Origin of the sequence: Pannonibacter indicus (assembly GCF_001418225.1) — a bacterium.
Classification (GTDB): domain Bacteria; phylum Pseudomonadota; class Alphaproteobacteria; order Rhizobiales; family Stappiaceae; genus Pannonibacter; species Pannonibacter indicus.
This window is the reverse complement of sequence record NZ_LIPT01000003.1, coordinates 149,713-165,308: the sequence shown is the minus strand read 5'-3', so window position 1 is coordinate 165,308 and position 15,596 is coordinate 149,713. Positions and strand designations below refer to the sequence as shown.

General features: G+C 63.3%; 13 protein-coding genes. 4 read left to right on the top strand and 9 right to left on the bottom strand.

Annotated features, from left to right (window positions below; all coding sequences use genetic code 11):
• Window positions 1-257: 257 nt before the first annotated feature.
• The 6 genes from ASC48_RS06585 to ASC48_RS06560 all read right to left on the bottom strand — a co-directional run bounded on the left by ASC48_RS06585 (window position 258) and on the right by ASC48_RS06560 (window position 7,213).
• Window positions 258-1,646, bottom strand: coding sequence for an aldehyde dehydrogenase family protein (locus ASC48_RS06585; protein WP_055454984.1), 1,389 nt, complete (start codon window positions 1,644-1,646; stop codon window positions 258-260).
• A gap of 90 nt (window positions 1,647-1,736) precedes the next feature.
• On the bottom strand, window positions 1,737-3,104 hold the full coding sequence (locus ASC48_RS06580; RefSeq protein WP_055455274.1) for a glutamine synthetase family protein: 1,368 nt from the start codon (window positions 3,102-3,104) through the stop codon (window positions 1,737-1,739).
• A 114-nt stretch (window positions 3,105-3,218) separates the two neighbouring features.
• Complete coding sequence (locus ASC48_RS06575) at window positions 3,219-4,268, bottom strand: TRAP transporter substrate-binding protein (protein ID WP_019963318.1); 1,050 nt, start codon at window positions 4,266-4,268, stop codon at window positions 3,219-3,221.
• A gap of 212 nt (window positions 4,269-4,480) precedes the next feature.
• Window positions 4,481-5,818 (bottom strand): TRAP transporter large permease, encoded by a 1,338-nt coding sequence (locus ASC48_RS06570; protein ID WP_055454983.1) that lies wholly within the window; start codon window positions 5,816-5,818, stop codon window positions 4,481-4,483.
• Complete coding sequence (locus tag ASC48_RS06565) at window positions 5,818-6,414, bottom strand: TRAP transporter small permease subunit (protein WP_055454982.1); 597 nt, start codon at window positions 6,412-6,414, stop codon at window positions 5,818-5,820. Before ASC48_RS06565 ends, ASC48_RS06570 begins: the two co-directional genes overlap by 1 nt.
• Window positions 6,407-7,213, bottom strand: coding sequence for an N-formylglutamate amidohydrolase (locus tag ASC48_RS06560; RefSeq protein ID WP_055454981.1), 807 nt, complete (start codon window positions 7,211-7,213; stop codon window positions 6,407-6,409). Before ASC48_RS06560 ends, ASC48_RS06565 begins: the two co-directional genes overlap by 8 nt.
• Before the next feature lie 184 nt (window positions 7,214-7,397).
• Between ASC48_RS06560 and ASC48_RS06555 the strand changes: the two genes are divergently transcribed.
• On the top strand, window positions 7,398-8,255 hold the full coding sequence (locus tag ASC48_RS06555; RefSeq protein ID WP_055454980.1) for a MurR/RpiR family transcriptional regulator: 858 nt from the start codon (window positions 7,398-7,400) through the stop codon (window positions 8,253-8,255).
• 105 nt (window positions 8,256-8,360) lie between these two features.
• Here the strand turns inward: ASC48_RS06555 and choV are convergent, their stop codons facing one another.
• From choV to ASC48_RS06540, 3 genes are all read right to left on the bottom strand, one after another.
• Entirely contained in the window at window positions 8,361-9,392 is a 1,032-nt protein-coding gene (choV, locus tag ASC48_RS06550; protein WP_055454979.1) for a choline ABC transporter ATP-binding protein, read from the bottom strand.
• Window positions 9,385-10,323 (bottom strand): choline ABC transporter permease subunit, encoded by a 939-nt coding sequence (locus ASC48_RS06545; protein WP_055455273.1) that lies wholly within the window; start codon window positions 10,321-10,323, stop codon window positions 9,385-9,387. The genes choV and ASC48_RS06545 overlap by 8 nt, the downstream gene beginning before the upstream one ends.
• A 165-nt stretch (window positions 10,324-10,488) precedes the next feature.
• A complete protein-coding gene (locus ASC48_RS06540) occupies window positions 10,489-11,445 on the bottom strand; it encodes a choline ABC transporter substrate-binding protein (RefSeq protein WP_141658890.1) in 957 nt (318 codons plus the stop codon).
• A 242-nt stretch (window positions 11,446-11,687) separates the two neighbouring features.
• On the opposite strand from ASC48_RS06540, the gene betI reads away from it, so the two are divergent.
• The 3 genes from betI to betB all read left to right on the top strand — a co-directional run bounded on the left by betI (window position 11,688) and on the right by betB (window position 15,481).
• The gene (betI, locus tag ASC48_RS06535; RefSeq protein WP_055454978.1) at window positions 11,688-12,299 is read left to right on the top strand and encodes a transcriptional regulator BetI; all 612 of its coding nucleotides are present in this window, start codon (window positions 11,688-11,690) and stop codon (window positions 12,297-12,299) included.
• Complete coding sequence (gene betA, locus ASC48_RS06530) at window positions 12,296-13,954, top strand: choline dehydrogenase (protein WP_055454977.1); 1,659 nt, start codon at window positions 12,296-12,298, stop codon at window positions 13,952-13,954. The genes betI and betA overlap by 4 nt, the downstream gene beginning before the upstream one ends.
• A 63-nt stretch (window positions 13,955-14,017) precedes the next feature.
• Window positions 14,018-15,481, top strand: coding sequence for a betaine-aldehyde dehydrogenase (gene betB / locus ASC48_RS06525; RefSeq protein ID WP_055454976.1), 1,464 nt, complete (start codon window positions 14,018-14,020; stop codon window positions 15,479-15,481).
• Window positions 15,482-15,596 lie beyond the last annotated feature (115 nt).

The window sequence follows — 15,596 nt, the reverse complement described above, 5'->3', positions numbered from 1 at the left end:
ACAATGAACAGGCTGGGCCGTGCCATTCCCCTCCCCCTTGAGGGGAGGGGTAAGGGGTGGGGGTCTTCACCGGCAAAAGTCAGCTTGCCGGTGCCCGTTTCCGATTGCCCATTCCGGTCATTTCCGTCTCAGCCAGCTCCCCCACCCCCGGCCCCTCCCCTCAAGGGGGAGGGGGGCGAGAGGCTGCGGCCAAATTCAGGAGACTTGCGGCATCTGGCTTCTCCCGGAAGCTGTCCCGCCAGCGCCGCAAATCCGGTTCAGTGCTCCTTGCGCAGATGGAAGGACTTGGGCCGGGTCAGGTTGGCGAAGCCCACCTGCGACAGGGCGGCGCCCTTGCCGGTGTCCTTCACGCCGGTCCAGACAAGGCCCGGATCCACATAGTCGCAACGGTTCATGAAGACGGTGCCGGTGTCGATCTCGCCGCCGATCCGCTCGGCCGCGTCGAGGTCTTCCGTCCAGATCGAGGCAGTGAGGCCATAGGGGCTGTCGTTCATCAGCTGGATGGCTTCCGCATCGTCCTTCACCTTCATGATGCCGACGACCGGGCCGAAGCTTTCCTCGCGCATCACCGACATCTGGTGATTGACATTGGTCAGCACCTGCGGGGCGAGGTAGGGCGTTCCGGCCTTGTCCATCGGGAAGGCGGACGTGTCGATATGCGCCTTGGCGCCCTTGCGCAGCGCCTCTTCCGTCTGCTCGCGCACCCAGGTGGCAAAGCGCGTCTGCGCCATGGGGCCGATGGTGGTTTCCGCATCGAGCGGATTGCCGAGCTTGTACTGCTTGGTCAGATCGACAAAGCCGTCCACGAAGGCGTCGTAGCGGCTTTCATGCACATAGATGCGCTCGATGCCGCAGCAGCACTGGCCTGAGTTGAAGAAGGCGCCATCCACCAGATTGGCGACGGCATAGTCGAGGTCGGCATCGGCCATGACATAGGCCGGGTCCTTGCCGCCCAGCTCCAGCCCCATGGTGGCGAAAGTGCCGGCCAGTGCCCTTTCAATGGCCTTGCCGCCTGCGACCGAGCCGGTGAAGTTGACGTGATCGACAAGGCCGGAGCCGAGCAGCTTCTCCGTGCCCTCATGGGTCATGACGATGTTCTGGAACACACCATCCGGCAGCCCGGCCTTCTTGAAGGCCTCGGCAAAGCGCTCGCCAACCAGCAGCGTCTGGGCAGCGTGCTTCAGCAGCACCACGTTACCCGCCATCAGTGCCGGGAAGATGGTGTTTCCAGCCGTCAGGAACGGATAGTTCCACGGCGCAATGACCATGACAAGGCCCAGCGGCTCCATCTTGAGGTAGCGCTTGAAACCGGGGCGCTCCGGCGGAACGATATTGGCCAGTGCATCCTTGGCGATGCTGGCCATGTAGCGGGCGCGCTCTTCCACGCCGCCCTTCTCGCCGCCGAAACGCACCGGCCGGCCCATCTGCCAGGCCAGTTCCGGCACGATTTCGTCATTCATCGCCAGCAGCGCCTCAAGCGCCTTCAGGCACAGGCCGATGCGCGCATCCAGCGGCACCGCTGCCCAGCCCGGCTGTGCTGCCTTCGCCGCCGTGACCGCCCGGTCAACCGCTGCAGCATCAGCCGCCGCCCTTTCGGCGTAAACCGATCCATCGACCGGCGAGATGAGTTTGACCATTTCAGACATGAGATAACCTCAAAAAACACCGCCCCTCGGGCGGCAATGCTATGCCATAAGGGCGCCCGGCTCCAGCCGGGCACCTCTCAGGCGCGTTTCTCAGGCGCGTTCAAACCCGCGGGCCAGTTCGTAATCCGTGACAACGCGGTCGAATTCCTCCTGCTCCCATTCCCCGGCGCGGGCGTAATGCTCGACAACGCTGTCACCGAAAGCCTCGCGCAGCATCTTCGACTTGCGCAATGTCTCCGTCGCATCGCGCAGTGTGCGGGGGATCTGCTTGGCCTTCTGCGCCTGATAGATGTCGCCGGTCATCGGCGGGGCAAGTTCCAGCTTCTCCTCGATGCCGCGAATACCGGCCGCGATCTGGGCTGCAAGGGCCAGATAGGGGTTGAGGTCCGAGCCGCCAATACGGCATTCCACGCGCACGCCCTTCGAGCCCTCGCCGCAAAGGCGGAAGCCAGCCGTGCGGTTGTCGATGGACCAGACCGTGCGGGTGGGTGCGAAGGTGCCACGCTGGAAGCGCTTGTAGCTGTTCACATAGGGCGCCAGGAAATAGGTGTAGTCGCCCGCATATTTGATGAGGCCCGCCATGTAGTGCTTCATCAGCGCCGACATGCCGAGGCTGTCCGACGCATCGAAGAAGGCGGGCTTGCCGTCCAGCGTCCACAGGGACTGGTGGATATGGGCGGATGAGCCCGTGCGGTCCTTGTGCCACTTGGGCAGGAAAGTGACGCCATGGCCCTTCTGCCAGGCGATCTCCTTCACCGCATGTTTGGCGATGGTGTGATAGTCGGCGCAGAGCATGGCAGGCGCATAGCGGATGTTCAGCTCCTCCTGCCCGGCCTCAGCCTCGCCCTTGGTGTTTTCCACCGGAATGCCCGCAGCATAGAGATGGTTGCGCACCGGGCGCATCACATGCTCTTCCTTGGTGGTGGCCAGGATGTGGTAGTCCTCGTTATAGGCAGAGATCGGCTCCAGATCACGGAAGCCAGACTTGCGGATCTCGTCGAAGCTCTTCTCGAACAGGAAGAACTCCAGCTCCGTCGCCATCATCGCCTGAAAGCCCATGTCCTTCAGCCGGGCCACCTGCCCCTTCAGCAGGGCGCGGGGCGAATGCGGCACGTCGGCGTGGGTATGGTGATCCTGCACGTCGCACAGCACCATCGCCGTGCCCTCCAGCCAGCCGAGGCGGCGGATGGTGGACAGATCCGGCTTCATCACATAGTCGCCATAGCCGCGCGACCAGCTGGTCGAGGCATAGCCTTCGACCGTGTACATTTCGAGGTCTGTTGCCAGCAGATAGTTGCAGCAATGGGTCTCGTCATAAGCGCTGTCGATGAAGTGGCGCGCATGGAAGCGCTTGCCCATCAGGCGGCCCTGCATGTCGATGATACAGGCCAGAACCGTGTCGACCGTACCTTCCTGAACGGCCTGTTTCAGGGCGTCGAATGTCATGTTGGCAGCCATCTGGATGATCGTTCCGTTCATTCTTGAAAGTGACCGGGCGGCGCAGCCTCCCGCGCCGCCGTTGATCGCAGGCAGCGGCGCGAAGTTCCGCGCCGCTGCAGGATGGACAGTGGATCAGCCGTAACGGTACGGACGGCCGGCCTTGGCCATGGCTGCGTTGTATTTCTTGATGATCTCGACCACCTTGGCCTTGGTCTCGGACTCGGCGGCAATCTCGTCCCAGAACTTGCCCGCAGCGGCTTCCACCGTCGCCCATTCCTCGTCCGGAATGGAGGTCAGCTGCAGCTTGGTGCCGTTGACGCGCAGGTCCGCTTCACCGCCCCAGTACCACCACTGACGGTAGAGATGGGAGGAGTCCATGGCGAGCTGCAGCATGATCTTCAGGTGATCCGGCAGCTCGTTCCAGCGGTCCATGTTGGCGAAGAAGTGGCCGATCCAGGCGCCCGAGATGTTGTTGGTGAGGAAGTACTTGGTCACATCTGCCCAGCCGACGGTGTAATCCTCGGTGATGCCGGACCAGGCGATGCCGTCCAGCTCTCCGGTCTGCACCGCCGTCTGAATGTCTTCCCACGGCAGGGTGACCGGCACGACGCCGAACTGCGACAGGAAGCGGCCGGCGGTCGGGAAAGTGAAGATGCGCTTACCCTTGAGATCGGCCAGGGAGTTGATCGGGTCCTTGGTGGCGAAGTGGCACGGGTCCCAGGCACCGGCAGAAATGTGCTTCACGCCGACGCGGGCATATTCCTCTTCCCAGATTTCCTTGAGGCCATACTGGTTGAACAGCACCGGCACATCGAGCGAGTAGCGGGTGGCGAAGGGGAAGTAGCCGCCGAAGACGGTCACTTCGGTGGGCGAGGCCATGGAATCATCGTCCGACTGCACCGCATCGATGGTGCCGCGCTGCATGGCCCGGAAGAGTTCGGAGGTCGGCACCAGCTGGTCGGCATAAAACAGCTCGATTTCCATCTGGCCGTTGGCGGCCGCATTGAAGGCATCGATGGCTGGCTTGATCACGTGCTCGCCAAGGGCAGGCCCGGCATAGGTCTGCAGGCGCCACTTGATCGGCGCCTGGGCGAGAACCGCCGGAGCGGCCAGCGTGGTGGCGCCTGCTGCAACCGTTGCACCAAGGCCCGCATTCTTCAGGAATTCACGTCTGCTGGTCATGTCTGCTAACTCCCCTGTTGGTCATGATCATGGTGTGCCGGACAGCTGCCTTTGCGGCCTTGTTCTTGCCTGTCCGGCTTCCCCGAAGTGACGGCCTTGCGGATTGCCCCGTGCGCCCGTCCCGTTTCAGTCCTCCCCGTCCGCTTCCCGCCCGCTGTGACGGCGGATGAAGCAGTTTGCCTCGCCTGCCCGCGGGCTGCCGCCCCCGTGCCCTATCCGTAGACCTGCTGTGGCAGCCAGAGCGCCACCTGCGGAAACAGCATGATGATAACGAGCGCCAGAATCATCACCAGAACAAACGGGACGATGGAGGCGTAAATGTCGCTGAGCCTGATCTCCGGCGGTGCCATGGCGCGCATGAGGAACAGATTATAGCCGAAGGGCGGCGTCATATAGGCGATCTGCGTTGTGACCGTGTAGAGCACGCCGTACCAGATCAACACCTGATCGGGCGGCAGGCCGAGGTCGAGCTTGGCCACCAGCGGCACGTAAAGCGGCGCGACGATCACCAGCATCGCCGTGTCATCCAGGAACGTGCCCATGACGAGGAACGACACCTGCATCAGGATCAGGATGGTCCAGGGGGTGAGCCCCAGTTCCACCGTGAAGAAGCTCTCGATCGCCTTCACCGCCCCGAGCCCGTCGAACACGGCGCCGAAGCCGAGAGCGGCAAGGATGATCCACATGAACATGCAGGAGATCAGCAGCGTCTGGCGCACGCAGGACTGGAAGATCTGCCGCGTCATCCGCCGCTTCACCAGAGCCACGGTGAGAGCCGCAATCGCGCCGATGGCCGAGCTTTCGACAAGGCTGGTCCAGCCCTTGACGAAGGGCACCATCATGACGAGGAAAATGCCGATGGGCAGGAGGCCGGCGGAGAGCAGCCGCAGCTTCTCCGCCATGGAGATGTTGCGCTCTTCCACCGGCAGCGCCGGCCCCAGCTTTGGTTGAAGCGCGCAGCGCACCGCCACATAGAGGATGAACATGGCGGCCATCATCAGCCCCGGCAACACACCTGCGAGCCACAGCTGGCCCACGGGCGCGCGGGCGATCATGGCATAGAGCACCAGCACCACAGACGGCGGCACGAGGATGCCGAGCGATGACCCGGCCTGAATGACGCCCGAGACCATCCGCTTGTCATAGCCGCGCCGCAAGAGCTCCGGCAGGGCGATAGTGGCGCCGATGGCCATGCCGGCGACGGAGAGCCCGTTCATGGCCGAGACCAGCACCATGAGGAGGATCGTGCCGATGGCCAGGCCGCCGTTCACCGGCCCCATCCAGACATGGAACATGCGGTAGAGGTCTTCGGCGATCCTTGATTCCGACAGCACATAGCCCATGAAGATGAACATCGGCAGGGTGAGCAGCGGATACCAGGCCATCAGCTTCATGGCCTGCGCAAAAGGAATGTCGTAGGAGCCGGTGCCCCACAGGGCCAGCGAGGCGATGGTGGCAATGCCGCCGATGGCCCCGAAGACGCGCTGCCCGGTGAGGAGCATCAGCATCATCGAGGAGAACATCAGGATGGCGATCATCTCGTAGGACATCAGATTTCCTCCCCACGGATGCGCGCAACGTCCTTCAGGAACTCGGAGAAAGCCTGCAGGAGCATGAGCAGGAAACCGAAGCACATGACGAATTTGATCGGCCAGAGCTCAGGCCGCCAGGCGCTGCGGCTGCGCTCCAGAAAGCCCAGCACCTTTCCGGCAGCCTCGCTGCCGCCGGTGACATAGGCGTAGATCAGATCACCAAAGAAATGGAACGGCTGGGTGCCGAAATAGCCGAGCGAATAGGCCGCAGAGCCCATGGCGCCATAGAACAGCACGCCGAGATAGAAGATCAGCAGGAACACCGTGAAGGCGTCGAACCAGGCCTTCTTTTTCAGGGACCAATCCGCATAGAAAAGATCCATCCGCACGCTGCCGCCCGCCTGCAGGGCATAGGGGCCGCCGAGAACATAATAGGCGGCCATGGCGAATTGCGCGGCTTCCAGAGTCCAGAGCGAGGGCTGGAAGAAAGTCTTGGAGATGGATGACCACAACAGGATTGCCATCAGGATGAACAGCCCGTACATGACGAGCCGGCCGAGCCCCCGGTTGAAGCCATCCACCCAGCGGATATAGGCAAGGGCCGCTCTAGGCATTGCCGCTCCCCTTGCCGCCGGACAGGCCAATCCGGGCACGGGCGGCCTCCAGAATGCGGGCGAGTCTTGCGCCCCATTCCCGCTCCTGCTCTGCCGTCACCAGCTCGTTGTTGCGCACCTCGATCATGACACAGGCCCGGCCCTGGGACTCTCCATGCCGGTTCACTGTGTAATAGACCCCGTCAGCTGGGGAATAGGGCTCATTGTCGCCTACCGTCAGCCCGCCTTCGGCTTCCAGTTCCCGGATCAGAAAATCGGCCAGCCGCCGGTCCTGCGCAGCGATGATACCGATTTCCCACGGGCGGCTGACGCCCTTGTAGACCGGGGTGTAGGTGTGCACCGAAACAACAATGCTGGCCTGTCCGCGTGCATCCCGTTCGGCGAGCAGGGCTTCCGCCGCCGCATGGAACGGGGCATGTGCCAGCGCAATGCGCTTCTGCCGTTCCCTCTCAGTCAGGTTTTCATTGCCGGGAATGCGGGTCGTCTCGCTGACGGCCGGGATCAGGTCATGGGCATCATGCTGACGGTTGCAGTCGATGATGAGCCGCGACACCTGCGGATAGATCAGCGGCGCATCCAGGAGCCGCGCCATCTCGCGGGCGGTGCCCAGCGCACCGGGGTCCCAGGCGATATGCGCAACACGGGCTTCCGCACTGAGGCCAAGGTCGCCATACTCCGGCGGAATCACGTTGGAGGCGTGATCGACAAGCAGGACAAAATCGCTCTGCCCCTGGCGGTTCTCGATGGAAATGGCCGCACCTGTGCCGTGCTCCGGCTGCGGCTCTCCTGCCTGCCCCATAGCTGCTCCCGATACCTCTGGCGGCCGGATCTGCGCTTGTATTTTTTGTTACAGATTTGCGAAGTCCAGCTGTCTGTGTATGATTTGATACACAGTTTGAAGCCGTGTCAAATACAAAACGAAGGCACCTGCCCAACATGTGCCACCTGCCTTCTCAAGCGGCAGGCATAACCGGGAACAGCCCATGGAACGCGCACTGACCGAGGAAATCCGGGAGCGGCTGGACGAATTCACCACCACCGAACGGCGGGCGGCGGTGGCACTGCTGGCCAACTATCCGATGCTGGGGCTGGAGACTGTCGCTCAGTTCGCGGAAGCCGCCGGTGTCAGTTCTCCGACGATCCTGCGCTTCGTAGCGAGGCTTGGCTTTCCCGGCTTTGCCGATTTCCAGAAACGGCTGCGTGCCGAGCTTGAGAACCAGCTGAAATCCCCCCTTGCCCGCGATCCGGCGCTGCCGGAAGCAGGCTTGGGCTGCGGCAATGCCTTTGCCGACAAGCTGGTCGAGAACCTGCGTGAAACCTTCCAGCATCTGCCGCAGAAGGACATCGAAGCCTTCGCCCGGCTGCTCGCCGACGAAAAACGGACGGTTCACATCATCGGCGGGCGCTTCACCGATGCGCTCGCCCGTTACATGGCCGCGCATCTGCGCATCGTGCGCCCCGGCGTGCAGCATGTGGCCGGGCAGGAAGGCAACTGGCTGGACCAGCTCATCGGCATGGGACCAAAGGATGTGCTGGTCGTCTTCGACATCCGCCGCTATCAGGCCGAAATCATCCGCTTTGCCGAAGCCGCAGCCCGGCAAGGCGTGACGGTGGGGCTGATCACCGACAGCTGGATGTCGCCCATTGCCCGCATTGCCGCCCATGTGCTGCCCGCCCGCGTCGCCGTGCCCTCGCCGTGGGATTCCTCCACCGCTCTGATGGCCATCGCCGAGGCCTTGATTGCCGGTGTGACGCAGGAAAACTGGGCCCGCAGCGAGCAGCGCATGAAAGCCCTCGAAGCCCTCCGCCACGCCCGCGACCCGGCACGCCCGGCGGATTGAAGGAACTTCAGTTGACGGGTAAGCCCCCTCTCCCGAACCCATGCTATCCGTCATGCCACTGCTCTGACACTCGCATGACGAAGGAAAGGCAGAGGCCGCCTTCCCTCACCCCATCGCCGCCAGCAGTTCCCCCTCGCGGATGAGACCGGCGGGAATGCCGCCGTCGAGCACGACGACAGGGCCTGCCGAGTGGCGCTTGAGGGCGATGACTTCGCGCAAGGGCGTGGCAAGGTCGCAGCGGGAGCAGTCGTCTGCGTCAGCGGCCTGCCCTTCCACCGGCACCATCACATCCTGCGCCCGCAGCACGTTGAGCGGATTCATGTGGGCAACGAAATCCGCCACATAGGGCGTTGCCGGAGAGCGGACGATCTCCTGCGGTGTGCCGAGCTGGATGATGCGGCCGCCTTCCATGATGGCGATGCGCGAACCGATCTTGGCGGCTTCATCAAGGTCATGACTGACGAAGATGATGGTGCGGTGAAGCTTGCTCTGCAGCTCCAGAAGCTCATCCTGCAGCCGGTCGCGGATCAGCGGATCCAGCGCCGAGAAAGGTTCGTCCATCAGCAGGATCGGCGCATCGGTGGCAAAGGCGCGGGCAAGGCCAACGCGCTGCTGCATGCCGCCGGACAGCTCGTGCACCTGCTTGCCGCCCACACCCGCAAGGCCGACCAGCTCCAGCTGTTCGGCCACCTTGCGCCGGCGCTCGGCCAGCGGCATGCCGGCAACCTCAAGGCCGAAGCCGACATTTTCCGCCACCGTGCGCCAGGGCAGCAGGGCGAATTGCTGGAACACCATGGCCACCCGGCTGCGGCGCAGGCGGCGCAGCCGCTCCGGGCCGCAGGTGGCCGGATTGACCAGCCCATCCTCGTCCCGCACCAGCGCCTCACCCCGGATGACCGGGTTGAGCCCGTTGACGGCACGCAGCAGCGTGGACTTGCCCGAGCCGGACAGGCCCATCAGCACGATCACCTCGCCCGGCATGATGTCGAACGTGGCTCCGGCGACACCCAGCGTCTGGCCGGTCTCTTTCTGGATTTCAGCGCGGGTGCGGCCCGCATCGATCAGCGGCAGGGCGGATTTCGGATCAGAGCCGAAGACGATATCCACATTGCGGAAAGAAACGGCAGCTTCAGTCATTCGCGCCTCCCTTGCGGGTCTTGCCCGAACGGCCCTTGAAGAAACGGTCGAGCACGATGGCGACCAGCACGATGGCCACTCCCACCTCGAAGCCCATGGCGATGTTGACCGAGTTGAGTGCCCGCAGTGTCGGCACGCCAAGGCCGTTGGCGCCCACCAGTGCGGCAATCACCACCATCGACAGGGACAGCATGATCGTCTGCGTCAGTCCGGCCATGATCTGCGGCAGGGCATAGGGAAGCTCCACCTTCCACAGAAGCTGCCAGCGGGTGGTGCCGAAAGCCTCGCCCGCCTCGACGAGCTGCGTGGGCGTCGAGGACACCCCCAGCTGCGTCAGGCGGATCGGAGCCGGCAGCGCGAAGATCACCGTGGCGATCAGGCCCGGCACCATGCCGAGGCCGAAGAGAATGAGCGCGGGAATGAGATAGACGAAAGTCGGGATCGTCTGCATCAGATCCAGCTGATCCACCCCCATTGAACGGGTCCACCTTGAAGTATGGTTTTGACCCTGAAGGAGGACCACAATGGCGTTTTGTTGCACCGGCTGAAGAAAGGCATAGAAGCGCGGATTATGCGCAGCCACGACACCGATCGGCACGCCAACAGCCATGCAGATTGCGGTCGAGCCAAGCACCAGCGCCAGCGTATCCATCGTGGCCGTCCAGTAGCCCTGATTGATGATCAGCAGCAGCGAGCCCAGCACCAGCAGCGGGAAGCCGATGTTGCGGCGGGCCACATAGGCCAGAACGGTCACGGCCGCGACGACCGTCAGCGGATGCGGCGTCTTCAGCACCCACAGCAGGCTGCCGATAAAGGCTTCGATTGTGTAGGAAATGGCATCAAAGACCATGTAGGCATTGGTGGTCAGCCAGTCGACCACCGATCTTGCCCAGGGGCCGATGGGAAGCTTGTGGCTGGTCAGCCACTCCACCGCCTGGGCGGGCAATGAGGCCGCCGTCTGGGCGGCAGTGGCAAAGGAAAGGCCGGGAAAGGTCAATATTCACCCCCTTCCAGCCGGGACATGGTGCCCGGCCAGTTCAATGTCATCCTGCCGGGAGCGGCCTTGCGGCCAGCTCACCGGAGTGTACGGGTGGATTCAGAGGCCGAGGGCCTGCTTAACAGCCGGAATGGCTTCACCGCCGTCGCGGGTGGTCACGCCCTCAAGCCAGCCTTCGAAGCTGGCCGGATTGGCCTTGAGCCATTCGGCAGCCGCCTTGGCGGGATCGGCGTTGCCGTTGAGGATCGCGCCCATGATCTCGTTTTCCATCTCGAGGGTGAATTCGAGATTGGTCAGCAGCTTGCCCACATTGGCGCATTCGGCAACATAGCCTTGGCGCACATTGGTGTAGACGGTGGCACCGCCATAATCGGGGCCGAAGACGTCATCGCCGCCATCCAGATAGGCGATTTCGAAACTGGAATTCATCGGGTGCGGCGCCCAGCCGAGAAAAACCACATCCTGCTTCCGGCTGGTGGCCCGGGCGACCTGCGCCAGCATGCCCTGCTCGGAGCTTTCCACCACCTCGAAATCCTTCAGGCCGAACTCATCCTGGTCGATCATGCCGATGATGAGACGGTTTCCGTCGTTTCCAGGCTCGATGCCGTAGATTTTGCCGTTCAGACTGTCCTTGAACTTGGCAATGTCGGCAAAGCTCTTAAGGCCCTTGTCGTAGGTGTATTGCGGCACGGCGAGCGTGTATTTGGCGCCTTCCAGATTGGCGCGGACCGTCTCGACCGACCCATCCTCACGGTAGGGGGCGATGTCCGCCTCCATGGTGGGCATCCAGTTGCCCAGGAAGACGTCGATGTCCTTGTTCTTGAGCGAGGCGTAGGTGACCGGGACGGAGAGGATCTTGATATCCGTCTCATAGCCCAGCCCCTGAAGAAGCGTGGTGGTCACGGCGGTTGTCGCGGTGATATCGGTCCAGCCGACATCCGAGAACCGGACCATCTTGCAGCTTTCAGGTTCCAGCGCCAGGGCGCTGCCCGTCAAGGTCACGGCAAGGGCAAAACCCGCTGCCGGCCCGGCGATGAAAGTGGATATACGCTTCATCCGGTTCTTTCTCCTGCTTTCGCGTTGACGCCCTGTAATAACAGGACTCGTCCCCGGTGTTCACACCCAAATGAACCCGGCAGGACCCCTTATGCAATGGGGAACCTTTTCTATGCCCGTCTTTGCGGCGCAGATTGCCCCTCTGGATGTTGCTAATGAAACATTTTGCCGCAGGCTTGGCAAGTTTTGATTGATTGATCGATCAATTAAAAATATCCATAGGGCAATGAAAGGAGTGCTTGATGCCGAAAATCGGGATGGAAGCTGAACGCCGCCGCACCCTCATCGAGGCGACGGTCGACGCGATTCACGAGACGGGCTTCTGTGACGTGACGATTGCGCAGATCGCCCGCCGTGCCGGAGTGTCCGGCGGACTGGCTCACCACTATTTTGGCTCCAAGGATCAACTGCTTGCGGCCACCATGCGGCATTTGCTGCACGAGCTGGGCCAGGGCATCCGCGCAAGGCTCGCCGCAGCCTCGACCCCGCGTGAGCGGATCTCGGCCATCATCGCCGGGAATTTCGATCCGGAGCAGTTCCGTGAGGCCGTGATTGCCGCGTGGCTGTCCTTCTACGCGCAGGCCCAGACAGCCGAATCCAATCAGCGCCTGCTGCGCATCTATGCCGCGCGCCTGACCTCCAATCTCACTTTCAACCTCAAGGCCTTTCTGCCGGAAAAGGATGCGGCCGAGGTCGCCGAAGGCACCGCTTCCATGATCGACGGCGTGTGGATCCGTCAGGCCCTGAGCCGGAAAACGCCGGACCGGGAAGCCGCCATCCGCATGGTCGAGGACTATGTGGAAGCGCAGATCCGCATGCGCAAATCCGGAGCCGGGAACGAGGTGCAGCCATGAGCGGATATGACTTCATCATCGTGGGGGCCGGCTCTGCGGGCTGTGCCATGGCCGCGCGCCTGTCGGAAGATCCTGCAAACCGCGTGCTGGTTCTGGAGTTCGGCGGCACGGATGCCGGGCCTTTCATCCAGATGCCCGCCGCCCTCTCCTATCCCATGAACATGCGCCGCTATGACTGGGGCTTTGCCAGCGAGCCGGAGCCGCATCTGGGCGGGCGCGTGCTGGCGACCCCGCGCGGCAAGGTGATCGGCGGCTCCTCCTCCATCAACGGCATGGTCTATGTGCGCGGCCACGCGCGGGACTTCGACACCTGGGAGGCCATGGGCGCCAGCGGCTGGGGCTACCGGCATGTGCTGCCCTATTTCCAGCGGATGGAGAACGCAAAGGCGGGTGAGGATGGCTGGCGCGGGCGCAACGGTCCCCTGCATGTGCAGCGCGGCCCCAAGCACAATCCGCTGTTCAATGCCTTCATCGAAGCCGGGCGGCAGGCCGGTTACGAGACCACCGCCGACTACAACGGCGAGAAGCAGGAAGGCTTCGGCGACATGGAGATGACCGTCTACAAGGGTCAGCGCTGGTCCGCCGCCAATGCCTATCTGAAGCCCGCCCTCAAGCGCGGCAATGTGGAGCTGATCACCGGCGCCCTCGTGCGCCGTGTCATCGTCGAAAACGGCCGCGCCACCGGCGTCGAGTATCAGCGCGGCAGCGGCGCACCGCAGGTGGCCCATGCCCGGCGCGAGGTGATCATCTCCGCCTCGTCGATCAACTCGCCCAAGCTGCTGATGCACTCCGGCATCGGCCCGGCGCAGCATCTGAAGGACCATGGCATCGAAGTCGTGGCGGACCGGCCCGGCGTCGGCGCCAACCTGCAGGACCATCTGGAGCTTTACCTGCAGCAGGCCTGCACCCAGCCAATCACGCTCTACAAGCACTGGAATCTCATCTCCAAGGCCCTGATCGGAGCGCAATGGCTTCTTACCGGCAAGGGGCTTGGGGCCTCCAACCAGTTCGAGGCCTGCGCCTTCATCCGCTCAAAGGCCGGCGTCGACTACCCGGACATCCAGTTCCACTTCATCCCCTTTGCCGTGCGCTATGACGGCAAGGCGGCGGCGGAGGGGCACGGATTCCAGGCCCATGTGGGGCCAATGCGCTCCAAGTCACGCGGCGAGGTGCGGCTCCGAAGCGGTGATCCGCTGGACAAGCCGTCGATTCGCTTCAATTACATGTCCCATGCCGATGACTGGGCCGATTTCCGCGCCTGCATCCGCCTGACGCGGGAGATCTTCGGGCAGGAGGCTTTCACTCCCTTCCGGGGCAAGGAAATCCAGCCCGGCAGCCACCTGCAAAGCGACGAGGAGCTGGACGGCTTCATCCGCGAACATGTGGAAAGCGCCTATCACCCCTGCGGCACCTGCCGCATGGGTGCCAAGGACGATCCCATGGCCGTGGTGGACCCGGAATGCCGGGTGATCGGCGTCGAGGGCCTGCGGGTGGCGGACAGTTCCATCTTCCCGCAGGTGACCAACGGCAATCTCAACGCCCCCTCGATCATGGTGGGCGAGAAGGCCTCGGACCATATCCTTGGCCGCACGCCCCTGCCCGCCTCAAATCAGGAACCGTGGATCCATCCGGACTGGCAAAACAGCCAGCGTTGATCCAAAAGACCGAACAGAAGAGTGCCCGCAGCGGCACCCAGTCAACAAAACGGAGCGAAGCCTATGCGCGCGCAACCCGCAGCCTCCCACTATATTGGCGGCGCCTATGTGGAGAGCCCCGAAGGCTCTGCATTCGACAGCATCTACCCGGCCACCGGCGAAGTGATCGCCCGGCTGCATGGCGCAGATGAAGCCACCATCGAGGCGGCCATGACAGCCGCCCGCGAGGGACAGAAGCTCTGGGCCGCAACGCCCGCCACGGAGCGCGGCCGGGTGCTGCGCCGGGCGGCGGACATCCTGCGCCAGCAGAACCGGGAGCTAAGCGAGCTTGAAACGCTGGACACTGGCAAGCCCTTGCAGGAAACGCTCATCGCCGATGCGGCCTCCGGCGCGGACTGCCTCGAATATTTCGGCAATCTCGCCGCCACGCTGACCGGCGAGCACATCGATCTGGGCGGCTCCTTCGCCTACACCCGCCGCGAGCCGCTGGGCATCTGCGTTGGCATTGGCGCCTGGAACTATCCGATCCAGATCGCCTGCTGGAAGGCCGCTCCCGCCCTTGCCTGCGGCAATGCCATGATTTTCAAGCCCTCGGAAGTGACGCCGCTCTCCGCCCTGAAGCTGGCAGAAGCGCTCACCGAAGCTGGCGTTCCCGCCGGTGTCTTCAACGTGGTGCAGGGTGCGGGCGATGTGGGAGCAAAACTTGTCTCCCATCCAGCTGTGGCCAAGGTCTCCGTCACAGGCTCCGTGCCGACGGGGCGCAAGGTGGCAGGCCTTGCGGGGGCCAACCTCAAGCATCTGACGCTGGAACTGGGCGGCAAGTCGCCGCTGATCCTCTTTGATGATTCCGATCTCGAAAGCGCCGTCTCGGCGGCGATCAACGCCAATTTCTATTCCACCGGCCAGATCTGTTCCAACGGCACCCGCGTCTTCGTGCAGAAGGGCCTGAAGGACGCCTTTCTGAAGCGCCTTGCCGAACGCACCGCCAATGCGGTGATGGGCGACCCGCTGGACGAGGCCGTCAACCTCGGCCCGCTCGTGTCAAAGGCGCAATATGACAAGGTGCTGGGCTACATGAAGCTGGGCCAGGACGAAGGCGCAAGGCTCGTCTGCGGCGGCAAGGCCGCACATGTGCCGCAGTTCCCGCAGGGCCTGTTCGTCGAGCCGACCGTCTTTGCCGATGTTCAGGACTCCATGCGCATTGCCCGGGAAGAAATCTTCGGCCCGGTGATGTGCGTGCTCGATTTCGAAACGGAAGAAGAAGTCATCACCCGCGCCAACGCCACTGAATTCGGCCTCGGCGCCGGCGTCTTCACCCGCGACATTCAGCGCGCCCACAGGGTCATCGGCCAGCTTCAGGCTGGCACCTGCTGGATCAACACCTACAACCTCACCCCCATCCAGATGCCCTTCGGCGGCTTCAAATCCTCCGGCATCGGCCGCGAAAACGGCCACGCGGCCATTGCCCACTACAGCCAGATCAAGAGCGTCTACGTGGAAATGGGACGGACCGAGGCGGCTTATTGAGGGGGCCGACCTCGCAAGGTCTCGGGGACACATCGTACAGGAAAAGGCCACAAGCGTTTCTGTGATGCCGGAAGACCAGCAGTTTCAGAGACTTGCTCCTCTGGCAGAGGCCTCT